Source organism: Jeotgalibaca porci (assembly GCF_011299095.1).
Classification (GTDB): Bacteria; Bacillota; Bacilli; order Lactobacillales; family Aerococcaceae; genus Jeotgalibaca; species Jeotgalibaca porci.
In genome coordinates, this window is the sequence record NZ_CP049889.1 from 728,998 (window position 1) to 754,253 (window position 25,256).

The 25,256-nt window shown below is 42.7% G+C and carries 19 protein-coding genes and 1 pseudogene; 1 reads left to right on the top strand and 19 read right to left on the bottom strand.

What is annotated here, in order from left to right:
• Window positions 1–9 precede the first annotated feature (9 nt).
• The 4 genes from G7058_RS03730 to G7058_RS03745 form a co-directional block, all read right to left on the bottom strand.
• A complete protein-coding gene (locus G7058_RS03730) occupies window positions 10–195 on the bottom strand; it encodes a hypothetical protein (RefSeq protein WP_166062296.1) in 186 nt (61 codons plus the stop codon).
• Between the two features lie 430 nt (window positions 196–625).
• Window positions 626–2,011, bottom strand: a complete 1,386-nt coding sequence (locus G7058_RS03735) for a zinc ribbon domain-containing protein (RefSeq protein WP_166062297.1) — start codon at window positions 2,009–2,011, stop codon at window positions 626–628.
• A gap of 21 nt (window positions 2,012–2,032) precedes the next feature.
• Window positions 2,033–2,803 carry a zinc ribbon domain-containing protein gene (locus G7058_RS03740; RefSeq protein WP_166062298.1) on the bottom strand — a complete coding sequence of 257 codons (771 nt, stop codon included), beginning with the start codon at window positions 2,801–2,803 and terminating at the stop codon, window positions 2,033–2,035.
• A 30-nt stretch (window positions 2,804–2,833) separates the two neighbouring features.
• Window positions 2,834–4,696 carry a zinc ribbon domain-containing protein gene (locus G7058_RS03745; RefSeq protein WP_166062299.1) on the bottom strand — a complete coding sequence of 621 codons (1,863 nt, stop codon included), beginning with the start codon at window positions 4,694–4,696 and terminating at the stop codon, window positions 2,834–2,836.
• A 204-nt stretch (window positions 4,697–4,900) separates the two neighbouring features.
• Between G7058_RS03745 and G7058_RS03750 the strand changes: the two genes are divergently transcribed.
• The gene (locus G7058_RS03750; protein ID WP_166062300.1) at window positions 4,901–6,046 is read left to right on the top strand and encodes a glycoside hydrolase family 3 protein; all 1,146 of its coding nucleotides are present in this window, start codon (window positions 4,901–4,903) and stop codon (window positions 6,044–6,046) included.
• Window positions 6,047–6,141: 95 nt separating this feature from the next.
• On the opposite strand, the pseudogene G7058_RS03755 reads toward G7058_RS03750, so the two are convergent.
• The 15 genes and pseudogenes from G7058_RS03755 to G7058_RS03825 form a co-directional block, all read right to left on the bottom strand.
• Window positions 6,142–6,828, bottom strand: a pseudogene (locus G7058_RS03755) (RidA family protein); the annotation flags it as partial.
• A 501-nt stretch (window positions 6,829–7,329) separates the two neighbouring features.
• Window positions 7,330–8,037 (bottom strand): 23S rRNA pseudouridine(2604) synthase RluF, encoded by a 708-nt coding sequence (gene rluF / locus G7058_RS03760; protein ID WP_166062301.1) that lies wholly within the window; start codon window positions 8,035–8,037, stop codon window positions 7,330–7,332.
• 406 nt (window positions 8,038–8,443) lie between these two features.
• Window positions 8,444–9,400 (bottom strand): LacI family DNA-binding transcriptional regulator, encoded by a 957-nt coding sequence (locus G7058_RS03765; protein WP_166062302.1) that lies wholly within the window; start codon window positions 9,398–9,400, stop codon window positions 8,444–8,446.
• A 22-nt stretch (window positions 9,401–9,422) separates the two neighbouring features.
• Window positions 9,423–12,740: a GH36-type glycosyl hydrolase domain-containing protein gene (locus G7058_RS03770; RefSeq protein WP_166062303.1), complete on the bottom strand. Its 3,318-nt coding sequence runs from the start codon at window positions 12,738–12,740 to the stop codon at window positions 9,423–9,425.
• Window positions 12,741–12,750: 10 nt separating this feature from the next.
• Entirely contained in the window at window positions 12,751–14,886 is a 2,136-nt protein-coding gene (gene bglX / locus G7058_RS03775; protein ID WP_166062304.1) for a beta-glucosidase BglX, read from the bottom strand.
• Between the two features lie 14 nt (window positions 14,887–14,900).
• On the bottom strand, window positions 14,901–15,722 hold the full coding sequence (locus G7058_RS03780; RefSeq protein WP_166062305.1) for a carbohydrate ABC transporter permease: 822 nt from the start codon (window positions 15,720–15,722) through the stop codon (window positions 14,901–14,903).
• Between the two features lie 18 nt (window positions 15,723–15,740).
• A complete protein-coding gene (locus tag G7058_RS03785; RefSeq protein ID WP_166062306.1) occupies window positions 15,741–16,637 on the bottom strand; it encodes a carbohydrate ABC transporter permease in 897 nt (298 codons plus the stop codon).
• Between the two features lie 100 nt (window positions 16,638–16,737).
• Window positions 16,738–17,994, bottom strand: coding sequence for a sugar ABC transporter substrate-binding protein (locus tag G7058_RS03790; RefSeq protein ID WP_166062308.1), 1,257 nt, complete (start codon window positions 17,992–17,994; stop codon window positions 16,738–16,740).
• A gap of 423 nt (window positions 17,995–18,417) precedes the next feature.
• Complete coding sequence (locus G7058_RS03795; RefSeq protein WP_166062309.1) at window positions 18,418–19,260, bottom strand: creatininase family protein; 843 nt, start codon at window positions 19,258–19,260, stop codon at window positions 18,418–18,420.
• 134 nt (window positions 19,261–19,394) lie between these two features.
• Window positions 19,395–20,336 carry an IS3 family transposase gene (locus tag G7058_RS03800; protein ID WP_227004412.1) on the bottom strand — a complete coding sequence of 314 codons (942 nt, stop codon included), beginning with the start codon at window positions 20,334–20,336 and terminating at the stop codon, window positions 19,395–19,397.
• A complete protein-coding gene (locus G7058_RS03805; RefSeq protein WP_166062311.1) occupies window positions 20,243–20,953 on the bottom strand; it encodes a helix-turn-helix domain-containing protein in 711 nt (236 codons plus the stop codon). The genes G7058_RS03800 and G7058_RS03805 overlap by 94 nt, the downstream gene beginning before the upstream one ends.
• A gap of 87 nt (window positions 20,954–21,040) precedes the next feature.
• Window positions 21,041–22,486, bottom strand: coding sequence for an MFS transporter (locus G7058_RS03810; protein WP_166062312.1), 1,446 nt, complete (start codon window positions 22,484–22,486; stop codon window positions 21,041–21,043).
• A 428-nt stretch (window positions 22,487–22,914) separates the two neighbouring features.
• Window positions 22,915–24,345, bottom strand: a complete 1,431-nt coding sequence (locus G7058_RS03815; RefSeq protein WP_166062313.1) for a PH domain-containing protein — start codon at window positions 24,343–24,345, stop codon at window positions 22,915–22,917.
• Window positions 24,338–24,832 carry a PH domain-containing protein gene (locus tag G7058_RS03820; protein WP_227004490.1) on the bottom strand — a complete coding sequence of 165 codons (495 nt, stop codon included), beginning with the start codon at window positions 24,830–24,832 and terminating at the stop codon, window positions 24,338–24,340. The genes G7058_RS03815 and G7058_RS03820 overlap by 8 nt, the downstream gene beginning before the upstream one ends.
• A 31-nt stretch (window positions 24,833–24,863) precedes the next feature.
• On the bottom strand, window positions 24,864–25,205 hold the full coding sequence (locus tag G7058_RS03825) for a hypothetical protein (RefSeq protein ID WP_166062314.1): 342 nt from the start codon (window positions 25,203–25,205) through the stop codon (window positions 24,864–24,866).
• Window positions 25,206–25,256: the final 51 nt, after the last annotated feature.

Below are 25,256 nucleotides of genomic sequence, written 5' to 3' on the forward strand. Positions count from 1 at the left end.
CATTTCTACTTATTCACTTAACGTATCAACCTTGCTTGTTATCTCACTCAATGTAAACCCAAGCCCATCCCAAGCTTCGCTACTCTCAAATGACTCAATAACAAACGTATACTCATAGACTTCATCCAGGTTATCGCGACCTGATGCTGATGTGTAGCGCGTTGTTCGTTCAAAGTCCATTGTGACTGTGTACAAATTTACATCCGTTTGTATCATATCTGTAATTTGCAGGGACCAATCCAAGTTTTCCGTATCAGTGATTCGAACAGCTGATCCACAATGGTGAGGATGGGAATGAAAAGGACTTGCATATCGATTGAACTAAAAGGATTCTTATGTTGAAAAACGTATTTATTTTAGCTTTGATGGCTTTACGAAATCGGAAGTATCGGGCACTAACTATTAAAAAACGGATAAATAGTGTTTTTATTGAAATTCCTCACACTGGTATAATATTTGACGATAGGGGGTTCGAATCCCTCAGGCGACGTTATCGTTCATTCCTGCTTTCCACTGCATCTACGCAAACTTCGGTATTTTCAGCTACCTCACCGTAGTTTGGTTCAACTATATTATTGTGATCGTTTTTTTCTAGATCGAGCGGTCCTTTTCACTTTAAAAAGCGTTATTCATTTAACGTATCTACCTTGCTAACGATCTCACTCAACGTAAATCCAATTCCTTCCCATGATTCACTATTTTCAAACGACTCAACAACAAACTCGTATTCATACGCTTCATCCAGGTTATCGCGTCCGGATGCTGATGTATAGCGTGTTGTTAGTTTGAAGTCCATTTTGACGTTGTACAGGTGGACGTCTGTTTGTGTCACGTCGGTAATTTTCAAAGACCAATCCAAGTCTTGGGCATCGGCATTGCCACGGAACACTTCTGCGTATTCAGTGAAACGGGTGTACAATTCATTGTCTTTGCCACCTGTTAAATACTTGGCCAGCTCTTCATTGTCCTCTTCATCCAAATCTTCGCCGTCTCCTTCAGACATAGAGACAATTTTTCGTGTCAATGGGCCGAATAATTGATCCACAACAGTTTGATCACCAAAGTCGTTTGCAAAATAGAGGTAATAGTCTCTCTCGAAATCATCCAGAGTAATGGCTTCCGATTTCATAACGCCAGATGGGAAATCAATTCCCAGTTCCAAGATCAAATCTTCCGACCACGAAATGGGGCCGAATTCGCCATAACTATCCGTCAACGTTCCAATTTTTTCTCCGCCCAAGTAAACATCGGGTGTATCTTGATTACTCGTGACGCTGAACTCGACGCCTTCAATTGGCAAGTAGACTTCCGTTCCTTCATTGTGTAAAACGGTTATATCGGTTTTATTTGCGAATTCGTAGCCATTGATTTCAGCTGCCGCATCGACTGCGAAAATTCCTGGTGCGTAAGGCCCCACTTCTGTCCTGAAACTATCCACATTTGAAACGAAGACCTCTTCGCCGTTGACATGTATCGCTGCGTCCGCAATGTTCACACTCACGTTAAAGTAAACGGGATTCAAAACGAGGTCGTATTTGTCAAAAAATAGCATCGTTTTGCCATTCTGCTCCAAGTAGATTTCATCTGAAACCCAGAGACTGTCTTGTCTCAGCGAGCCACCCAACGCGCTGACGTAGCTCTTATTTTCAGTCAGGTAATTTGCGTAGGGTGTAACGGATTCTTTCGTTATTTTGAAATGTGGATCGTGAGAAACGACTATTTTCGCAATCTTACTTGCGTCTCCTGATGCTAATACTTCGATGTAGTGATTCACCTGGTTCTCTTTGCTATAGGCTTTTTCACCCATTTTAAAACCACCGAACGCGACTAGTAAAACGATCAGGGTAGCACCAGCAATTATTTTTTGTGTTTTCGTAAGAGCTGGTTTGTTTAATGTGACCGTTTTTTTTGTGCGTTTTTCTTCTACCACGCCGTTAAAGTCGTGCCCACACTCACTACAAAAGCGCGTATCTTTTTCATTTTCTGTTCCACAATTTGGACAAAATTTCATATCGATTCTCTCTCCTATCTACTAAAAAAATTCGTACATGAGTTCTTCAAAGATATTAATCCCACTAAAATCTTTGATAAACATACCTAGGAGAATACGTCCGATAATCATCACTAGGATTAAATAGCCTATATTTCCCATAATAGTCGTAATGAAAGAATCGACTTTGCTATGATTTTCAGTGCTGTAAAGGTACACGTTGAACGCTGCAACGTTGATAATTCCGGTTAAACCAATTAACAGGAGAATAATATCCATTAGTCCAAATGGCGATAGTAAGCTAAATACGAAAACCAACGCCCAAATGAACACATTTAAGGATAAAAGTCCGCCTAACTGTGCCGTTACTTGGCCAAACGTGATCGGGTTCTTTTTGATAAAACGGACCACGAGGTAGCCAATTAAAATGGGACACAGGGTCGCTACTGTTTGAACCACGAATACTTTTATGAAATCAATAAAACTGAGGTACATATATGTGTCATTTAGGAAAACAGCCAGAGTCAGCGTCGTCAACAATGATAGAACGGCGATTTGAATCCACCCCATCAGCGCTTTGCTGTTGGCAAAACTAGAGCTCGGATTCACTGCTGATTGCAGAAGGTATTGCCAGTAGTTGCCCATTCGCTCTTTAACATTTGTTAAGTCGATATTAGGTGCGGTAATCGTGATCTGACTTGTGGGCGCTTGTGCTTTTTGATTAGCGGCTTGTTCTGTTAAAGGTGTCCCACATTCCGTACAGAATTTGTTACCTTCTTTTATTTCAGCTTGACAGTTTGGACAAATAATCATTTTTTGTTGCTCCTTCTTTGTTATAAATTTCTATTCAAATGTTACAATGGCAGTTATTTGCTGCGTGTCATCATTGTAAACACCGAGACTGCCATTACCTGTGTATGTATAGTAGAAATAGATGGGCGTATCGGATAGGTATTCAGTGGCTTTTACGGTAATGATATCATCTGCGTAAGTGATGGCTTGAATCAACCATTGAATGGCTTTTGTTTGCGGATTGCCGTCACCCGTGTCTGTTTCGCGGTAATACCACAGCTCCCCAATCCCTGGAAGGTTCGTGTCGGGATTTTTCTCGAGAAAACTATAAATAATTTTTGAGTCTGCTACATAATCTGTCGTCCGCTTACCAAGCATATAACGAGCAGGATTGGTTTCTAACAAGGCTAAATCGTTCTCGCGCAGTTGGTAATGGTTGGATGCAGATTTCCCTTTTTCTTCGAGCATTTCATAGTCCTCGGTAAATTCACCGGCATTTTCTTGATAGTAAAATTCAAGCGTTGGATCATTTGCGAATACAACGACTTTCTGGTCTGGTGACTCTTCCAAGGTCATATCAAACGTGTAAGGTTCGAAATCCGCCGGTTCATACCCATGTAGCGGTTGGGCTGTAATAGTCGCCACTTTGCCGTTCACTTCCGCTGAAATAAAACGCGCAGCATTCAGCTCGCCATGATTAATGGCCGAAATTACCAGTTCGCTACTCAGATAAATTAAGGGTTTACCCATCCGGTCTTCGGAGTTTGAAACGGCTGAATAGTTCGTCCATAGGCCATAGAAATCTTCAAGTGTGATGTTCTTGTATTTTTCAGTTGCGATGGCTTCTTGCAAAGTTCTCAAACTTTTCAGCGTTTCTGGAAAGTAGGCTTCTACCGCCCCAACGTGTTCGCTTCTCACATCCAGGTGTTTATCGGCGCCGATATAATCTCCTTCGTCGAGCGCTGTTTGGGCTGCTTGGATGGCTTGTTCCAGTTGCACCGCCTGATCAATCAGGGCAATAATTCTTTCATTTTTATCGCGGTAATTCTGATAGAGTCCACCGATACGGGCCAATGGTAATTCGGAAATGTTTTCGGTGATTTGTTGAAGTTTATTTTTGTCTTTATTTTTAATTGCTTGTAAGTATTTAGCGTTTTGTTCATTTAATTTTGAATAATGGATGAATAATTTCGAATCGGGTTGTAACTGTTTAATTTCTAATAATAGCTCTGTTGTGGATGAATCAGCACTATTTTCTGTTGCTTTGAGTTCATCAATCACAGCGTCAAATAAAGTGATATAGTCTATTGCTGTGGATCCAGGGGGTACTGCTAGGACAAATTCTGCCTGATCGCCAGTCGCATAAATGATTTCTAGCATGTTTTCAACCACATAGAAGGACATCTTACGTTCCATATCAGCTAAATAAGCAATGGCCTCTGGTTCATTGGCATAAATGAGGTAATTCTCTTTCTCTCTTTCAACTGTAAAGCCGCGGTCTGAAAAGTACGTCATATCTTCTGACGATTGGATAGGCATATATATTTCAGCTCTTTTGGGTGTACTTACTTCGTATGGCTCATCTGCCGATTGCGGTTTTTCGAATTCGTAGAAAATAGTGATTGTTGAACCTGTTTTTGAATCCAAAGAACTGACTGTTAATTCTTTTTTATTGGGAATGGTTAGAGTAATTAAATTACCTTTATTTCCATCAATCACCCATTCGCCTTTAATGGATCCCAAAACATTCGTTCCAATGAAAACAGTGATCAGAATAAGCGTGATAATGAGCGCACCCAAAACGATTGGTTTCTTTGCGCGTTTTGTTTGCTGAACCAGCTGGTGGCCGCAATTTTCACAAAACTTATCTCCCATGTTCGTACCTATAGAACAATTCGGACATTTTTGTTTCAATTATTCTCTCTCCTTTCGAATTATTTAAACCACCTTAAGTATAGCAAAATAAAATGTTTTGCGAGCATTTTATCATGAATTATTATCTTTATATTTTTAATAATATACATATACGCGCATTCTGTTCAAGACTTTGATAGAGTGTTCTGACCTTTGTTTGATATAATGAAACATATCGTTCAAAAGTTAAGGTGGTTACATAAAATGTTTACGTATAAAAAGTTTTTGGGTTTCGCTTTACCTGTGCTGCTCCTGGCTGGCTGTGGTAACGAAGCTGTTGAGGAATCAGTATCTTCAGTGGTAGAGAGTCGTGTGTCTTCTTCAGAGGTTGAAATCGAAGAGCCGGTTGTGAGCCGCGAAGAGGAAATGTTGGCGGAGATGACGTTGGAAGAGAAAGTCGGTCAAATGTTCTTGGCGCGCTATCCGGATGTGGATTCGGTTTATTACGCGCGTGATTATGAGTTGGGTGGGTATATTTGGTTTGCGAAGGATTTTGAAGCGAAGGATCCGGCGCTAGTAAATGATGAAATTGCGTCCATTCAAGCGGAAATGCCGATTGATTTATTTATGGCGGTGGACGAAGAAGGCGGCGACGTGGTGCGGATTAGTTCGTTCCCGCAGTACCGCTCGGTTCCTTTTTCAACGCCGAGAGCTGCGTTTGACGAAGGTGGTTGGGACGGCGTGGAGGCTTTTGCGCTGGAGCAAGTTGCGCTGCTGAAAGAGTTGGGATTTAATTTGAACTTGGCACCGGTCGTTGATGTGGCGAGTGGTCCGGATGATTTTATTTACCATCGTGCCTTTTCGACTGATGTTGCGGAAGTTTCGCAGTTTGCGGAGGTTTTTGTTTCCGCGTATAAAGATGCGAATATGGGGACGGTGCTGAAGCATTTCCCAGGTTACGGAAGCAATGTGGACACGCACACAGGGGTTGCTTACGATGATCGGTCGTTGGAAGCTTTGAAAGAACGCGATTTGGTGCCGTTTCAAGTTGGGATTGCTAACGGGAGTGAAGCGGTTTTGGTGGCGCATAATGTGATGGAAGCCATCGATCCCGATTGGCCGGCTACCCTTTCTCCTCGTGTGATTGCGATTTTGCGCGAGGACATGGGATTTGAAGGGATTATTATGACCGACGATTTGGTAATGGACGGACTGCAAGCTTTCGCAACACCGGAAGAAGCGGCTGTATTAGCGGTACTGGCTGGAAATGACGTGTTGATTAGCTCGGATTTTATGGTGCAGATTCCCGCTGTCTTGGATGCGGTTGAAGATGGTCGGATTTCCGAAGAGCTGATCGATGCAGCAGTTTTACGGATATTAAAGGTGAAGAGTGAGATGGGGATTTTGTAGGGGAAAATAAAATGGGACTGCTCCATCATTTAGAAATTTATCTAAGTGGTGGAAGCAGTCCCTTATTTTATATTCATTTAAAATGAAACAGTGGGTGGTGTGCCAGTTGGGAAGAAGGTTGCATATGCTTCGTTTACCGCATCCATATCCGCGATATCTTTTAGGTAGATGTTTACCTTGACGATATCTTCTACTGTATGGTCGATACTTTCCACAATCGCTTTGATATAGGTCAAGCATTGCGTTGTCTGCTCTTTCACATCTTTTGTTACTAGTTCACCTGTATCCACAGAGATTGGTAATTGTGCGGATAAGTGATTGTAATGTGAAAATGCGACTGTCTGAGTAGAAAACGGACTGATTGGTGCATTTTTTGTATTATTCGCTTCAATCACGATACCATGTCTGTCTTCCACTGCTTGTGGAGGTGTCCCGTCACCATGGGATACGACCGCATCCATTTGTACCAATGCGCCCATCGGTAATGCTTCTGCCTGGATGGTTGTGCGGGCCGGAACATATGCGACTGCTCTTGCAATGGCTGAATCTGGGAAGAAGGTTGTATAAACCGCTTCTACGGCATCGCTATCTTTGATATCCCTTACATAAACAGTGATTTTAACAATATCCGTCATGACGTGTCCGACGCTCTCGACAATAGCCTGGATATTCTTAAAACATTAGTGTGCTTGTTCACTTACGCCACCGTCTACCAACTTACCACTTTCCGGGTTGATTGGCAATTGTGCGGATAAATTGTTGTAGTGTGAAAAAGCGACTGATTAGGAAGAAGGTCCAAAACCTTTTGGTGCCTGCTGTGTTTGTGTTACAGTGACTGTGTTAAAGTCTGTCATTATGATATTTTCTCCTTTAGATTCAATTTCATGTTTGAACACCACTAATGAAAGCGCTTACGAGTCCCATCAGTATAACATGTTTTCACGCCTATTCATAACTTTCTAAAATATTTGTGCGATTGCTTGTATATGTGAATCCTAGCTGTTCAAAGAGACGATTGCCTTTCGATTTTAAATGAAAAAAACGAACCTGAGGGATTTGATTTCTCATTAATAATAATCAGGGTCACAATTGGCGCAGCATGGCGTTTAGTGATTGGGTGTGAAGCGTGCACAAGTTAGGGTTTTCAGCCTGACCTTTGCACTTTACCAACGCAAAAACACCTCCGATTTTGTACGTGTCCCATTTCGAAGGTGTTTTATCATGTTTCATTCGTCTATTCTATTTAGTTCATACGTCACGAGGCATTTATTTAGAAGTGAGACTTACCACTCTTTAGCTTCGTAATCGAGTTCTTTAAATAGTTGTGATTTTTCTTTTTTGGATAAATAGCGCCATTGTCCGATTGGTAATTTTTCCAACTTGATATTCATAATTCGAATACGTTTTAGCTGGTAGACATTGTAGCCAAGTGCTTCACACATACGGCGAATTTGACGGTTCAAGCCTTGCGTTAAGACGATATTGAATTCGTATTTCGAGATTTGGGTTACTTTACACGGGAGTGTTTTGGTCCCCAAGATATGGACGCCCTCGGACATGTTTTTCAAAAATTCGTCGTTGATCGGACGATCCACGGACACGATGTACTCTTTCTCATGGCTGTTCTCGGAACGTAAAATTTCGTTAACGATATCGCCGTCGTTGGTTAAGAGGATTAAGCCCTCTGAATCTTTATCGAGGCGGCCGATGTGAAAGACGCGGAACGAATGATTCACGAGGTCAACAATATTCCCTTTGACGCCTTTTTCCGTTGTACTGGTAATGCCCACTGGTTTGTTTAAGGCGATGTAGACATAGTTTCGGGCTACGAAAATATGGTTCCCGTCAACACGTACTTCGTCTCCCGGCTCAACCTGGCTGCCGATTACCGCGCGTTTGCCGTTAATGGTTACACGGCCTTCTTCTACTAATTTATCTGCACCGCGACGGGACGCTTTTCCAGCCTCGCTGATGTATTTATTGATACGCATGTTTGCACTTCCTTCATCATTTATTCCCTTACAACTATACTGGATACGTGCCGTAAAGCAAGGGATTCTTGCTGATTGAGACTATTTTTGATAGATTGGCGGACTATTGCGGACGGAGTTGCGTCGGTATTATACCAGGTAGACGGATGAAAGTTATTTTCTCAAAAACTTCGACATCTTCAACCGTTAATGGAAGTAGTTTCGCATTGGTCGGCAAGAGTTGGTGAATTTTTACCGACCTTTGCCGAGGAAAGTTGCTAGGTCGGTAAAGGTATGGAAGTTTGAGCTGAGCTTTGCCGACTTACCGATCTAAAGCGTGCAAAGGTTAGTTATTTTTAGTGGACCTTTGCACGTCTAGCAAATAAAACACCCTTCGAACCAGTTAAGCACGGTTCAAAGGGTGTCTTCAAGCGGAGTCGCCTGAATAAATTTTGGTTTGGATATTTCTATCTTCGGTTTTCATGCCTTCAATCATCGCTAATAAGGTATTGACTGCTACTTTACCCCACTCGGACTCGGAATAGCCGATTGAAGTGAGGGTCGGTTTAAGGTAATCTCCAATCTCAATGTTATCGAAGCCGACAATAAAGATATCTTTCCCGATTTCTAATGCTGTTGTTTTGAAATAGTTGTACAGACCGATTGCCATTTCGTCGTTGAGGGCAAAAATGCCGATTGGTTTATTTTGGTACCGCTCAAAAATTTGCTGGCCGGCTTTATATCCTGCTGCTGCAGTATAATCTCCGGGTAAGATTTGATAGGCAATATCTGTAGTTGCCAATACTTCTTCAGCGCCGATGAGTCGTTCATCGGAGTCGTAGTTTCCGCATGGTCCGGAAATAACAAAGAGTTGGCTCGGTTTATTTTCAAGTAATAAGTTAACAGCCTGTTTCGCTCCGCCGCGGTTGTCCAGTAATACTTGGTGGATATTGGCGTGTGCGATGGTGCGGTCCATCACGACGATTGATTTGCCGCGCTTGGCGTAGTTCATTATTTCTTCGTCTGGGAAAAAAGCATCCAAGATTAAGGCGCCATCAATCATTCCTTGCGGTAAAAACAACCGTGAGCGATCGCCCGAACAAGTAATCAAGTCGTACCCTTTTTCTTTGACCGCCTCTAACATTGCTTCTAATAAATCTGCATAAAAAGTCCCTTTGTAGCTCGTTAAGTACACGCCGATAATTTCAGTGCTTTTCTTACGTAAATTTCGGCCGGCCATATTGGGGATGTAGTTCATTTCATCGGCGATTGCCAAAATACGATCGCGCGTCTTTTCACTGACCCTCGCACTTCCATTCAGTGCGTACGAGGCGGTCGAGATGGAGACTCCGGCCTTTTTTGCTAAATCTTTTATCCCTACCACATACACACCTTCTTTATTCTATTTAATAGGTTTGATAATAAACTTCAATTACGTTGTCTTTATCGTTCAGTAACGGCGCAATGTCTGCTTTTGAGACGCGGATACCGGTCTGGCGATACGGGTTCTCAATTTTGGTACCCCTTACTTTGCTCCCATTTACTATCATAGTCGAATTTACTTCGGTTGCCAATGTAAATTTAAACGTGACCGGTTTATTTAAATAGGTAAAGTCTATCATCAGTCCGTCGTAAGCTGGTGGAAGCACTGGATCGAGGACTAAGTCTTGGTTGAAAGCCGTGATTCCTAGCGCATTAGCAATCAATTGATTTAAATAAATTCCCGGTCCGCTTGAGTAAATCCGCCACCCTCCTTTAACTGCGACTGAACCCGTTTTTAGTTTTTCAAAATGTTTCGCAGCTTCATATCGGGTAGCGAAATCCCCATCTGAACTACTGAAGTAAGCGTTGCTTTGGCGCTTAGCCGCATGCGGCACAACGTCTTGGATATTAATCGGATTGATGACTTCTAGGCCTCGCCACACTTCTTCCGTTTTTCCGATTTTGGCCATCGATTCGATAAAACGAATATGGGCATGGACGTACAGTAACCCTACCTCGCGCCCAAAGTTGGCAGCTTGTTCGGCCCGTTTGAAGTTCGTGCTGACGCCACCTTTGTAAGCAGCCGGACGGTTCATCAAACGTACTCCGTCTGGATGGGCCAGATGTTCTTTAATCAACTGGTAGTGTGAATCGGCTTGTTCTTTCGTAAAAATCTCGCTCGTAATTCCTTGAATCATCGGCAAGAGTCGGTATTGAATCCCGGTTTTAGTATCGGTCGGATGAATCATAAATTCTACTTTTTTCGGATCAGGCATGTAAACGAAACCTGGAATAACTGTGTCTGACAAAATATATTTGTTGTAGTCCGTACGAATATTTGTCGCCAGTTCATCCAGTTCCCCAGCGTATTCTGAATCTATTTCTATTAAAGCTTCACTAAAACGCGTTAACGCTTCGTATGTCAAAGCGACGGTCCAACTGCTCGCCATGTTAACTTTCAAACTTTGATCGTGCGGTTGAAGTGTATCGTCCCAATCCCCATCGCCATAGCTAGATAAATGTGTGTCCCAGAGAAAATTCGCGCGGATATAGGCAATTTCTTTGGCCAAATGATGACGCAATGTAAAGTTTTCTTCTGTAAACGCCCCTGTTTCGCGGCGCATATACGGAATTTCTTCATCCAAAATACTGTGATCACCCGAGTGATTCAAATAATCAGCCACTAGCTTCAACGGCCAAACGATAATATCACCATGGCTCTCGTGGGCGTAAATATCTTGGTAGCGGTCAAACATAAACCATTGGGGCCAGTTGCCATCTTCTTCGAACTGGTGCGTAAAAAGGGTTTTGATGATTTCTTTGACAATGTCATATTGTTGCATTGCCATGAAATATTCTGCCGGTCCTTGACTGACATCGCGCGTTCCCCAGGCGGCGCCACCGTATTGTTCCAAGCCATGCGGCACTAAGTAATGGACCAGCATGTTATGCGTATACCACCATGCAGTGATATTCATTTTTTCCAATTCTGAAGGTAACGTTTCTTTTGTTTTTAATTCAAAGTGATTCATTAATTGTTGGAAATATGTTCTGAAATGCGCAACTTCTTCTTCAAAACTTGTTTCGGTCGGTTCCGTGTCGTTCCCCAATAGGCGCATCTCAAAGGCATCCGTTGCTGCTAATTCAAGAACAGCTAACGAAGCAGAGCCCGGCTCCGCACCTTCCACTAAGAAGCCCTCATCTTGCAAAGTAAAAGTCGTACCCTCTATCAAGAGACGGTAGCTTAATTCCGGATAGCGTTCATGATTTAACGTTTGGTCACTGGAATAAAATGTCAAAGCTTGTTCATTTGCTTCAACGTGAACAGGCGTCATGAACTCTTTTTGGTTCATAACAACTTGGTTGGTCACTAAATAGTTGTAGGCGCGCCCACTCTCGGCTGTTAACTGCAAGCGAATTTCACTCGTTCCAACCGTTGAAAATACCGTGACAATGAACGTTTCTTCTTCTGTCTGGTAGAGCCATTTGGCAAAGTTAAAGCCCATTTCAAAAGCAGATGGCATTGTTAACAGGTGATACTTTTGGTCTATTTTTACATAGATGCGTTGTCCAGAAGTCTTTAATATATTCAAAGCATTACGAGTATTCGTCAACCACTTGTTCATATCGGTATTACCCACTAAGGTTTGGGCATTAAAAACGCCGTACATCCAAGAGGTAGTCGTCATAATCGCCTCATCCACTTTTCGGTGGCCGCCTGTCAGTAAAATATGCCCGTGCGGTCGTTCAACCGCTCGTTCTTTTGCTTTGGAAACGACGTGCGTGTATGTATTCGTAAAGAAAGACTGCCATTCGGCACCGTCGTTTTCTTCTTGAATCCGGTTTGGGTAGCGTTCTTTCATACTCGTCAGCGTCGTTGTTGTTAGCGGTTCGCCGATTTGGGGATGACGGGTTAATTTCGGCTGCGCCTCGAAAGTCGCTTCTGCTTTAAAAATGAGGGACTGCTTCGAAACTTTCGGACCGGTCACTGCTTCAGGATGGTTTTCCTCTAGATGCCCATAGAACATGAGCGTTTTTTCGCCATTTAAGTGGAAAGGTTGGCTTTGCAAGGCCGTATAGCTAAACTCATACTGTGAAATTTCAGACGGAAGAGTAGCTTGATTTAACGCATGTGGGACATTCGTTTCTTTATAACTAGTCCCGAAAAATTGAAAGCCATCGGTGCTGTAACTCGCAACGTCCACCAAGGCCCCTTGTTCCACATATGGGTAATTGTCTTGGCCTTGTGCCATGTTTTGGCGGGAACAGACAACGTGGTCATAGACATTGTGGTCCACGTATTGGGCCGTATAAGCTTCATTGGTTTGCACCGTTCCTTGCGAAGCCAGCCCCAAATCTTGTCCGTAAATAACATCCACTTGTTCTTTGTTTCCATCTAAAGTGATGTGCCAGAGCCACGTGTTTTCAGCGTTCAATGCAAATGTGACTGCGTATTGGATGCCCTTAAAGGTACCCGTCCATTTCACTTGCTTTTCACCGATTGAAAAGTCACTCTTGGACTGAATACCGAGTAACGGCGTATGTGAAAATGTACCGTCCGTGTTATAAATACGTAGGTAAATATTATTCAAAGAACCGTCGATAGGATTAGCTAGAACTTGATTGATCATTGTTTCATCGGTCCCGAGGCGATATAAATCTCCTGTTGATAAAAATTCAGCTTGTAGCGTACCCGCCTTCAGCTTTATTCGTGTTGTTTGCGATTGGTCAATTACATACATTTTAAAACTCCTATTCTCTAATCAGTTCAACCGTAACTGCTTGTGTCATTTCTGCGTTTGGTCCTACCATCAGTTCGAATGAACCAGGATCACTTGACCACGTGCCATCTGGATGCAAGTAGTGGAAGTGTTCTTCCCTTAGTTGGAATACAACTTCACGCGTTTCGTTTGGTTCGAGCGTGATTCGTTTAAATTGTTTCAACTCTTTAATAGGCCGAACAACTTGTGCTACATGGTCACGGACATACAACTGCACCGTTTCAGTCCCGCTTCTGTCGCTCGTATTAGTGACCGAAACTGTAACAGTAATTTCTTCATTTTTGGTGAATGTCGGTTTTGATACGTTTAAATCGCTGTAGCTAAAAGTTGCGTAGCTCAGGCCGAACCCAAACGGATAAAGCGGTGTATTTTCCGTATCCAAGTAGCGCGCCAAGTATTTTTCGCCTTGCTGTTTATTAGTAAAGGGGCGTCCAGTTGTATGCCGATTGTAGTAAATCGGTACTTGTCCGACGGTGCGTGGGAATGACATTGTCAAACGCCCACTTGGATTTACTTTGCCGTACAAAATATCTGCGATTGCTTGCGCACCAAGACTTCCCGGGAACCACGCATTGACAATGGCATCCGCTTGGTGAGCGACGTCTGATAGATCGAGCGGTCGACCGGTAATAATGACAGCGATAATTGGCTTGCCAAGTTGTTTCAATTCATCCAACAATAGCAGTTGGTTTTTGGGCAGTTGAATGTTCGAACGGCTTGCCGCTTCCCCACTCATAAACGAATCCTCTCCCAAAGCAACGATGATTTTATCGGCTGTATAAAGTTCTGACAGTTTGTAACTGTTCAAGCCATTAAAAACTTCATTATCTTCAATAAGAACTGCTTGTTCGAGCACTTCCGCTAGCGATTGCGTTTCCGATTCCAGGCCATTAAGTGACCAGCTGCCTAATAGGTCCTGCGTTTCCTTCTTAGGTCCAACTAAAGCAATTTTTTCATTGGTCTTAAGCGGAAGAACACCGTTATTTTTCAATAAAACAACTGACTCTTCGGCAGCTTTTTGGGCAAGTTTACGATTCGTTTCGTTAAATAATTCTCTTGCTTCAGCGGCTTCGTCAGCGCCGCGGTAGGGATTTTCGAACAACCCCAGTTCATTTTTCAACAATAATATGCGCCATACTGCTTCATCCAACAATGTTTCCATTTCCGGATTTTCTTGGATAATTTCTTCCAAGTGGTGCAAATAACCGCCACTCATCATGTCGATGTCAATCCCCGCTTCAAGTGACAGCTTGGCCGCTTCTTTTAAATTTTCGGCAATGCCGTGTGGAATCAATTCATTAATGCCAGCCCAATCAGAAATTACTACGCCGTCAAAGCCCATTTCTTCGCGTAAGACTGTTCGTAACAACCATTTATTTCCTGTCGCGGGAATTCCCTTAATCGTATTAAAGGAAGACATAACCATTTTAGCTCCTGCTTTGATTGCTGCTTCGTACCCGCTAAAGTAATTTTCACGTAAAGCATGCTCTGATAAATCGACTGTGTTGTAGTCGAGACCGGCTGTTGGTGCGCCATAAGCAGCAAAATGTTTCACGCATGCTGCGAGTCGCGTTGTGTCTTTTTCTAGGTCAATACCCTGGTAACCGCGCACCATAGCTTTGGCGAATTCTTCATTTAAGAAAGGATCTTCGCCAGTTGACTCCATCACCCGTCCCCACCGTGCATCGCGGACTAAATCAACCATCGGCGAAAAGGTAACGTGTACGCCAGCTGTTGCTGATTCGCGAGCGGCCATCTGTGCCGTTTCTTCAAAAAGAGCGGGGTTCCATGAACTTGCTAGGGCTAGTGGTATCGGGAAAATAGTACGATACCCGTGAATAACGTCCGCCATAAATAACAAAGGAATGCCGAGACGGTTTTTTTTCATATAGTCGTCTTGAATACGACGGATATCAGCTGCTCCGGTACCTCCCAAAATAGAGCCGACACGCGTGAGGTCGTTTGCGGAGACATTCATTTCTTTCATAGGTCCGGTAATGGCTGCCGTGTCGTCATCGTAAAAATTCCCCGTCAGTTGTACGGTTTGACCGATTTTTTCTTCGCGAGTCATTTGCTTGAATAAGTCTTGTAGTTTTGTAATATCCACGTTGCTTCCTCCTGTTATTTACCGCCGGAAATGTCGAATCCTTGCAGAATGTATTTTTGGAAAATTAAGAAGATAATTAAAATAGGTATAACCATAAACGCTGCTCCGGCCATTTGTAACGCGTAATTCGCACCGTGTTGGCCTTGAAGGAGCTGGAGGCCGACTGACAAAGTGTAGTATTTTTGATCGTTGGCAATAATTAATGGCCATAGGAAGGAATTCCAACCGCCGATAAAAGTGAGTATTCCTTGAACAGCGAGAATTGGTCTCGAAAGTGGCAAGGCTATTTTTAAGAAAATGTAATACTCGCTCGCTCCATCAAGACGTGCTGCTTCCAGCATCTCATCGGAAATGTTCGCGAAAAATTGTCGGAACAGGAAGATACCGAATGCCCCCGCTAACCCGGGTAGGATGATGCCGGCATAGGTGTTGGTGAGGCCGAGTTGGTTCAAGATTAGGTAAACGGGAATCATCGTTACTTGGCCGGGAATCATCATCGTTGCCAACACGAGGACGAAAAGAAATTCTTTGCCTTTGAACTCGTATTTGGCAAAGCCAAAGCCCGCCATGGCGTTAATGAGCAAACCGCCAAAACTGAAAAAGGTAATGATTAGCGTATTTACAAGGTAGACATCAAAGTTCAAACGCTGAAATAGCTCACGGAAGTTATTGAATGTCCATTCGTTTGGTAACAGTGATGGTGTCATAGAGACGATTTCTGGATTGGTCTTAAAAGCGGACAGAATCATCCAGATAAATGGGATGATTGTAATTGCGCCCCAAATCCCCATTAGCACACCGATTATTATTTTGGTGCTTTTATTTACTGAAAGCATAACTTCTCTCCTCTTTTCTTAAATTGTGTTCTCGTCGCGGCGACGTTGCACTTTCATTTGCAAGAGCGTCGCTACGATGATAATGACGAAAAGAATCATCGATCCGGCCGCTGCATAGCCAAAGCGGTTGAACTGGAACCCGTTCTTGTAGATGAATAAGGCGATACTCATCGTACTATTGAGTGGACCCCCTTCGGTCATAACAAATGGTTCTTCGAAGAATTGCAACCAACCGATAATCGTCGTGACAACAACGAAGAAAGTTGAGAATTTTAATTGTGGAATTGTGATATTCCAAATTTGCTCCCATCTGGTAGCGCCATCAATTTCAGCTGCTTCGTAAAGTGTTGGTGAAATATTTTGTAATGCGGCTGAGAAAATCAACATATTGATTCCCAATCCGCGCCAGACAGCCAGAATGATGAGTGATATTTTTGCTACTTGTGGGTTTTGAAGCCAGCCAATCGGGCCAATGTTGACCCAGGAGAGGACTTGGTTAATGAGCCCAATGGATTGATTCGGATTGAATAGGAATGACCAAACAATGGCAATCGCAACGATGTTGGTGATTGATGGTGAGTAAAAGAACAAACGCATCATATCAAAGAATGGCCCATTACCCATTTGAATAAGAACTGCAACCGTTAAGGACAAGGTAACTACTAAGGGAACACCTAATGCAACATAAAAGAGTGTGTTGCCAATGGATTGCAGGAATACCCCATCGGAAGTAACGTCTTGGTAATTTTCCAGTCCGACGAATTCAATACGGGAAAAATCGGCAAGCCCCGAAAGGCTCAGGTCCGTGAAGCTGATAAAAAAAGCAATAAAAATGGGTAGTATCGAAAACGCGATGAGTAAAATCATCGCAGGTGTAATAAAAACCCATGGTGCTAACTTGTTTCTTGATTTCATTTTTTCCACCCTTTTCTTATTTCAAAAAATGAAAAGCCCAGAAGTTGGAATCCGATTAACTCGTACTCATCTCTGGGCTTATTCTTCAGAATCTATGGTTTTAGTTTAAGACGTTCGTTGCCTCTTCGTTAAATGTTTCCATTTGTTCCGCAACGTCCGCGCCACCTACCGTGATTTGCTCCCAGTACGTTAAGAAGCTTTGTGCAATTTGCTCCCATTCTGGTAGCAATGGCATATGTTCTGAATTTTCAAGTTGTTCTCCGAATGTCGTAATTAATTCGTTTGATAATGCTTCATCTTCCCAAGCTTCCATGTTAGCTGGCAGTGAGCTTGATGTTTCTAAAAACTGTAATTGATTTTCTGGTTTGGACATAAATTCGAGTAATAGGACTGCGTTGTCCACGTTCTCAGTGCTGTTCCAAATTGCCAAGTTCGCGCCACCTGTGTTGGATAGGTTATTTTCTGGTCCTTCGGGAAGCACTGCCGTTGCCCAATTGCCTTCAATGTCTGGAGCGTTTTCATTAATGATTGAAATCATCCATGGTCCACTGATAAACATCGGTACGATACCTTCTCCACCAAATGTTTGAGAGATATCCAGACCTAAGTCTTGCCCAGGTGCAGCACCGTCTTGGATAAAGCCGTTTAGGTACTCCATTGCTTGGGTAAATTCTGGTTCTGTAAATTGTGGTTCGTTATTTTCGTTTAATAGTTCGGAACCATTTTGACGAGCAAACATCATTGCGAATGTTTGGTCCGCTGAGTCCACATTAAAACCATACATATTATCTCCACGTTCAGATAATTTTGTTGCAGCATCTTTTAACTCGTCCCATGTTTGTGGCGCTTCTGGATATCCTACTTCTTCTAGTAAATCGGTACGATAGTAAAGTGCACGTGTCTCTGTATACCAAGGAATAGCATAGGTAGCGCCGTCGATTTGAGTTGTTGCAACGTTACCCTCGAAGAAATTTTCTGGTTTTAAATCTTCTGATGATTCAGTGTACTCACTAATGTCCATCAAAGCACCCGCGTCTACAAATTCGGCCATCCAAGTTGTTCCCATTTGAACGACATCTGGTCCTTCTCCTGAAGCAACAGAGGTTAGTAAGCGATCATGTGCAGCGGACCAAGGAATACTTTGAACATTAACTGCAATGCCTGTTTCATCCGTGAAGGCGTCTAAGATAGGTTGCACTTGTTCATTACCATCGCCCATGAACCAAAAAGTAACCGTTTCTGAAGAATCTGATCCAGTACCTGACCCGTCGGTTTCTCCTTCATTACCACACGCTGCGAGCAACCCGATTGTTGCGAGTGAAAGAGAGCCCAGTAACATTTTCTTGAATATAGCCATTAAAAATTCCTCCTAAAAAAATTTGTTTGTTAGTTCCGACAAGAGAAAGCGTTTTATCGAAACGTTTCGACAACAGTATAAAACATAATTAATTAAATTGCAAGCGAAAACATTCTATTGTTTTAGTACTTAGGAGCTGGGTCGGCAAGAGTAGGTGAATTTTTACCAACCTTTGCCGAGGTAGGTTGCCCGGTCGGCAAAGGTCGGGGCGTTTTTGCTTAGATTTGCCGACTTGCCGGTCTAAGCGTGCAAAAGTTAGCTGGTTTGAGTGGACCTTTGCACGCTTCTGAGGAAAAGAGTGCAAAAGTCAGTTGGTTTGAATGGACCTATGCACGCTTTTGAGGGAAAGAGTGCAAAAGTTAGACTTTTCGGACTAACCTTTGCACCTTTACAAAATAAAAAACCGACTCGCGTCGGTTTTTTCTATTCATACAACCAATCTTTATACTTCGGAATAACCACTTCGTCTTGAAAATCGGCTAACTCTTTTAATAACGCCACTTTTTTCTCGATTTCTAAGCTTTCCACGAAGGCATCGAATAACGGTTTGCCGTTGTCGGCGATTTGTTGGCGGTGTTCGACGGATTCGATTTTGTGGGTCGGCATATGATCAGAAAGTTCACCGAAGTAGTAGGCTGTGGAACTGGAACCAAATGCGGAACGGAATAAGTCGTTCGCAAAGGCAAGCGATGGCTCTTTTTTCTCGGAAAAATCGTTTTCCGGCGTTGTTAAAGGCACCTCATCCAAACGACCCAAGTAGTCATAACCGGCCAGGATTAAATCGGTAAACGGATCCCCTTCGCCGCCAAAAAACTTCTGTGCGAATTCGGGTTTCATCATCGTGACCATGGAATCGATGTACAGTAACGGTACTTTTTTCTCTTCAAAGAAATCACGAATAACGGGACCGATTGTGAGTGATGCCGGTCCGTGCAGGCTGATAAATACTTGGCGTTTGAATCCTTGGCGATACAAGGACTTCGCTACGGCCAACAAATAGTCGATTCCGTCGCGAACGGAAACTTGTACCGTTCCGCGTCCGGATATGGTGGCACCCGCGTAGAAATACGGCAAATTATGCAAGACCAGTCCGTCTGTTTTTTCAGCCAGATTCAACGCAACTGCTTCAGAAATAACCGTCTCCGAGTCCAAAGGCAGGCCGCCGTGTAATTCTGTTACCCCGACCGGGATGAAAATTAAATCATTCTTTTGTAAGTATGCTTCAACTTCCTGGTTTGTACATTTCGATAAAAAACGCGTTCTCATGTGCTTACTCCTCCTAAAAAAATAAAGTCCATAATAAGCAGCGCTCTGAACTGCCCCCTGTCAAGTAGACAGGTAAAAAAACAAAGTATTTTAGACCATGCATGTAAAAATGTGTGGTCTTTTTTTTGTAGCGTTTATGCAATCATTTGTAGAATCTTCTCTTCCGTAGGAATTGCTAATCCCATATCCAAAGTAACGCGTTCATTGTTGAAGAACGCGATGTATGCCTTGATTTTCCGGTCTAAGTACGCTGGTCTGTCAAACGTATCCAGGTTAAACATCTCCACCTTGAGGGTACCCCAAAAGCCTTCCATAGGGCCGTTGTCAATACATTTCGAGACGCGTGACATACTATGGATTATCTGGTGATCTTTAATCATCTTGTTAAAGGCATGGGAGGTGTACTGGGAACCGCGGTCGCTATGAATCAGTGTGGTTTCAGGCTTTACATCACCCAAAATCTGCTTTAGTGTATCCAGTACTAACGGGTTGTCATTGCGGTGACTGGTTTTATAAGCCACGATTTTCTTTGACCCGAGGTCATAAATAGCGCTCAGGTAACGTTTTGTCCCATTGGTCAACCGGAATTCCGTGACATCCGTCAATAACTTTTCCATGGGTCTTTCAGCGTGGAAATCACGGTTTAAGATGTTTTCAGCCACATGTGCAGCTTTGTGTGGCACGTAGTTCCTTCTTTTGCGACGGATGACGGCTGTGATCCCCATGATTCTCATGAGGCGGTGTACACACTTATGATTCACTTTCGCTCTTCTAAAAAAGTTGAGAAAGATGGTCATTCTTCGGTAGCCGTAAATCCCACCGAATGCCTCGTGGATTCCTTTGATCGCCCACATCAGTTTCAGGCGTTTTAATTCTGTTTCTGAGGGTTCCCGTTTTAACCACTTATAGTAGCTGGATTTGGCGATACCCAGTATGTCACAAAGATGGATAACGGGATATTTATGCTTTAATTCTTCAATAGTTAAATATTCCACTTCTTGTCTAACCCCTGTGATTTGTGATTCCCAGCGATTTTTCGGCGCTTTTTTAACGCATCGTTCTCCATTTCTAGCCATTTGTTCCGGGCTTTGAGTGTCTCTACTTCTGCGTTTAAACGTTCTTCCGTTGTTTGAATTTCCGTGGGCTTCCCGCGGCCCCGGTTGTCTTCCAGACCTATCGGTCCATGCTTTTTGTATTTATTCACCCAGGAATAAATGTTACTGTAACTTACATGGTTTTTCTCCGCTGCTTCCAGATAAGTCAGGCGATTGGCTATGTAATCTTCTACGATTTTTAATTTTTCTTCATATGATTTTTTAACACCCGTCATGTTGTACACCTCAGATTTCGGAGAATATGTCTCATTCTCTTTTCCTTCAGTATATCGAATTACCCATTTGTTTACCGTTGTTTTAGATGGAATGTTATATTTAGCGGCTAAGTATGAAAAGCCGTAACCCGTCTGTAGGTATTCAGCTACAATTTTCTGCTTGAATTCTTTCGAGTAACTGCGGTAATTCTTCTGGGAGCGGATCCCTTCCATGCCATGGTCCTGGTACCGATGGACATAATTCATAAAAGTGGTATCAGATAGTTTGAGATGGTGCTGATCAACAAGCGTTCGATAAGAAACACCCCTTAGGTGTAAATCAATTAAATGTAACAGTTCTGGATCGGTATGTTTTCTAGTCATAGAAAAAAACCCCCTTCAAAGTAGTTTGTTTTTTTCAGTGTCTACTTTGAAGGGAGCTTATCACTCATTATGGACTTTTTATTGTTATTATTCTTCGTCGAATCCTTCTACGTCGGCTGTTTTACTGTCTTTCCATAGTGTCAACTTGTCACGCAAGTCGCCTTCTAGATGCCAGATGAACTTGAAGCATGCCCATGATCCAAGCGCTGCAATTGCAGGAACAACGAGCGTCATGAATTTAATACTGAAGATTGTTCCGTCTGCTTGTGCAATGCCAGCATTTGTCAGTTCTGGGTTGTAACCAATCCAACCGATCATTAATACAGCAAGTGATTGAGAAATTGTTTGACCCACACGACGCGTTAGTGAGAACGTACCATAGATTGCACCTTCTGTACGTTTACCAGTTAGGTATTCGTTGTAGTCGATGGACTCACCAACAAGTCCCCATTGCATTTGAACAGACAAGTTAATCATTGCGAAACCAACACCAGATGCTACCAAGAATAAGACAGCTGGAACATCCGCTCCCAACATAAGTGCGAATAATGAACCCATCAATGCAATTCCGATTAATAGGGCTGCACGAATCACTCTTACAGTTCCACCGAAGCGTTTTACCAATCCGGGTGCGAATGTCAAGATAACGATTGTCAAGACCATTGAGATGATAGATGTGTAACTTAGAAGACTGATATCTCCTAATACGTCTGCATACATGTAAGCATTAAATTGGTTATAGATAGTTGTACCAAACACAATAATGATTGAGTGTAAACTTAGTGCCAAGAAAGCACGGTTTTCTTTAAATACGTTGATAATATCTGTAAATTTAACATTGTTCTTTTCGTCATTAGGATCACTGTTTTTTTCAGTAATGTTACGTTCTTCTGTCCATAGGTAGTGAACCAATACTGAGAATCCACCTAAAATACCACAGACAACTGCAGCCCAGAAGTAACCTTGTGGATTTTCGCCTAAACGTGAAAGGATTTGCGGAACGACAACCATCCCTACCAAGCTACCCACTGTAGAACCCATTCCACGTGCTGAAGAAAGTGTCGCACGTTCAGGGTCGTTCGTTGCCATTGTTCCAAGTAAAGAACCCATTCCGATGTTCATCATAGTGTAACCAAGCTCATAAATAATTTTGAAGATAAACAGTGCTGCAACAGCCGCAAAACCGTTTAACAGACTTGGTACGCTGAAGAATGCGATAATTCCTAATACGATTGGTGCGATGGAGTACAGAATCCACGGACGGAATTTGTCGCGGTCACTTTTCGCTTTCGCAAATGTCTTGTCCATCAATGTTCCCATCAACGGGTCATTCACCATGTCCCAGATGTTCCAAATCAGTAATAGGACAGATAACGTTGCATACGGGATTGTTAGAACGTTTGTAATATAACGGGTCATGTAGCTGCTTACTAATACAAGCGTCATTACCCCACCAGCGTCACCAGCAGCGTAACCAATTTTGTGTTTCCAAGTTAATTCATTTTGAGAAGCTTTTGCGATTTCCTTTGCCATTCATTCCATCTCCTTGGTAAATAAAATATGAATAATTTCAAAATCCTGTACCTTAAAATGAGCGTCCAATTGATACTTTTCCCGGGAGCAGCAATTGACTCGGTGTCGTATGTGATTTTTCGATCATCATACAATTTTTTATTTATTTGTTTTGCGACTCTCATCTTGAATACCCTTTCATTCTATTGGAAAGCAGTTACATTTGCTATGACTACAAGTTCTTACATTTTGATTAAATTTGACCCGGAATGCTTTATATATATTATTCATGCGGATTATATCGCTATTTGAGTCAATTTTTAAATTTTATGTGTAAGTTTTCACTTGTTGCGTTAGCAATAAAATTACTAATAATAAATTTATTGATAATAATGAAAATATAGGCTATCACGTAATTCGTGGTATAAAATGAAAAAAGCCCTCTTTTTTCATTTACAAGGGCTTTCCAGAGGTTTATAAAATTGTTTGAGTATTTCTTGATGCTTTTGGTTAATGAATTTAAGGCGTAAGTTTTCCGTTCCAAGACCGGTTTTAATTGCCATACTAGTGTGACCAATTTGTTTGGGATACAGCCATTTACTCGTTTGGTTGCTTACTGCTTGAATTTTCGGCCTTTCTACAAAGGTCTGAACTTTAGTCAAGGCTTCAAATGTTTGTAGACATAAGCGACTTTCGGTTTGGATGGCATAACCTTGATAACGGAAGTCCAACCACGTGCAAAGAAGGAAAAAAGCGGTCGCGCTGACAGACAGAATGCCTACATATAAGTTGAAGTAGAAACTTCCTCCTATAAGAGGGAGCGTTAAGAGATACCAGCGCCAGAAATACCAACTATTTTTTGTGGATGCTAAAACGAAATCTGGTTGTTGCATTTGCCACTCCGGTAAAAGAGCATCTAATGTCGAATACAATGATTGGTCCGAAATAATCGGGAAGACATACAGTTTCTTGGGAACGTTGTTTTCGCCTTGCTGCTCCTGTCCCCCTGCGAGCATAATTTCTACGGTTGAAAGTTTCAATAGTTTACGTAAAAGTTGTTGCCTGATACGAATCCCTTGAATTTTATCGACGGGGACTTTTTGTACTTTACGTTCCAGGAGTCCACTTTCAATCGTTAAGGTTTGATTGCTGCGGGAAACTTTGAAGTTGTAGAACTGAAAAAAGTTCTTGGCTAATGAAATGAGCATGATTAAAAGTAAGACGATAAAAACGATTCCTACCATAAATACCCACCCGCGTCGGAAAACATCTTCGGCGGAAGTGACGGCGTTTGTATACCAACTATCGGGTATCAACTCGGTTCCAAATGCCATTAAGGCGGTCAATGATGCTAGAATACTCAGGTCGGTCAGCCCAAATAGGATAATCTGTTCATCCGTGACGTGATATGTATGCGTGGCTGCCTGTTCCGTTTCATTTTCCAACGGTGCACGGTGCCGATAGCTTTCCAGCAACTGAAGCGTCGCCGTAGCGACTGCCGGCAGGTCGCCCTCTGCTTCTTTTTTGCTACCGCCTGCTGTTTCAATCAAAATTTGAATGATATTAAACGGTTTGTAAAAGAACCACTGGCGTTGCTTGATCGTTTGGATGCGTTCGTAGGGAATGTCGGTTTCCTTTTTCCTAAAAAAGCCGTGATAAATAATAATTTTCTCGGGTGAAATGACGTACGTACGCGTGAAATATTTAATGAGTGCTTGTACCAGGGCTAAGAGCGCGATTGCTGCGAGTGCCAATAGAGTAAAGCTTTCGCGCAGGCCGTTATTTAAAACGAGTAAAAGAATATAGAAGCCCCACTGTTTGATGGTTTGGAGCCAATAACTGGCGATTGCAATGGGATGGAATTTCTGGCGGCTAGACATCTTCTTTCGCCACCTTTACAAGATTAATGATTTGTTCGCGTAATTCTAAAGCTTCCGCCATATCCAGTCCGGCGATACGGTGGCTGGTTGCAGCTGTGTGAATGACGATTTCCATCAGGTTTTCTTTGCGAAGAAACGGGCCTTGTTCGGTTTCGACGTGCTGAATCCGGTTCATCGGCACGTATGTAATGGAACGGAAAAAGTAGCCTTTTTGGAAAGCAAGGTCTTCAGGCGTCACCTCAAAACGGTAAAATTGGTACCGGTATGGGATGAGGGCCAACGCGATTACCGTAGTCAGAAGAGTGACTCCAAAATAGATGGATAGACCGATTGTTACGGCGCGATTGATTGAGTCAAGATTGGCGAGTAAAACGGTCAGTCCTACACCAATAATGATGAAAACCGCTGTTGTTAAAAGGATTGTTTTGCGCCAAACCGATTTGATTGTCGCTGGCATTTGTTTCGGTAGTAAGGGATATTCGTTCAAGTGTCTGCCTCCAATTGTCTATTTAAATGGTTTAGTTTGAAGGGATGCGAACCTCCACGATACTATTTCCCGGGATTTGCGGTGGTAATGAACGCGTCATGGGTGCATTTTCAACGAGAATGACTTCAAGCGTATCCCCTACTTCTAATTCAGCAAGCGGAGCAGTCAGTAAAACCACTTCTTCAATAACTGCGACGTCCGCATCAACTGGTTCGAGCCCTTCCATCAGAATGCTCTCTTCATTTAGTTCGGCGACGGTTCCGGTATAGAGGATATTGCCCTCCGCGATTTCTGAGGATGTGTCATTGGTAGTGTTGGCGCAGGCTGTGAGAAAAAAGACGCCGAGTGTGAGTATAAACAGTCGTTTTTTCATAGGATTCTTCCTTTCAATAGTTGCGGTTTTTGTTACCTTCATTATAGTACA

Bases quoted from the DNA above. Each gene is read 5' to 3' on its own strand.
- G7058_RS03735 (WP_166062297.1), bottom strand. From the start codon at position 2,011: ATGAAATTTTGTCCAAATTGTGGAACAGAAAATGAAAAAGATACGCGC.
- G7058_RS03740 (WP_166062298.1), bottom strand. From the start codon at position 2,803: ATGATTATTTGTCCAAACTGTCAAGCTGAAATAAAAGAAGGTAACAAA.
- G7058_RS03750 (WP_166062300.1), top strand. From the start codon at position 4,901: ATGTTTACGTATAAAAAGTTTTTGGGTTTCGCTTTACCTGTGCTGCTC.
- rluF (WP_166062301.1), bottom strand. From the start codon at position 8,037: ATGCGTATCAATAAATACATCAGCGAGGCTGGAAAAGCGTCCCGTCGC.
- G7058_RS03770 (WP_166062303.1), bottom strand. From the start codon at position 12,740: ATGTATGTAATTGACCAATCGCAAACAACACGAATAAAGCTGAAGGCG.
- G7058_RS03780 (WP_166062305.1), bottom strand. From the start codon at position 15,722: ATGCTTTCAGTAAATAAAAGCACCAAAATAATAATCGGTGTGCTAATG.
- G7058_RS03785 (WP_166062306.1), bottom strand. From the start codon at position 16,637: ATGAAATCAAGAAACAAGTTAGCACCATGGGTTTTTATTACACCTGCG.
- G7058_RS03790 (WP_166062308.1), bottom strand. From the start codon at position 17,994: ATGGCTATATTCAAGAAAATGTTACTGGGCTCTCTTTCACTCGCAACA.
- G7058_RS03795 (WP_166062309.1), bottom strand. From the start codon at position 19,260: ATGAGAACGCGTTTTTTATCGAAATGTACAAACCAGGAAGTTGAAGCA.
- G7058_RS03800 (WP_227004412.1), bottom strand. From the start codon at position 20,336: ATGGCTAGAAATGGAGAACGATGCGTTAAAAAAGCGCCGAAAAATCGC.
- G7058_RS03805 (WP_166062311.1), bottom strand. From the start codon at position 20,953: ATGACTAGAAAACATACCGATCCAGAACTGTTACATTTAATTGATTTA.
- G7058_RS03810 (WP_166062312.1), bottom strand. From the start codon at position 22,486: ATGGCAAAGGAAATCGCAAAAGCTTCTCAAAATGAATTAACTTGGAAA.
- G7058_RS03815 (WP_166062313.1), bottom strand. From the start codon at position 24,345: ATGTCTAGCCGCCAGAAATTCCATCCCATTGCAATCGCCAGTTATTGG.
- G7058_RS03825 (WP_166062314.1), bottom strand. From the start codon at position 25,205: ATGAAAAAACGACTGTTTATACTCACACTCGGCGTCTTTTTTCTCACA.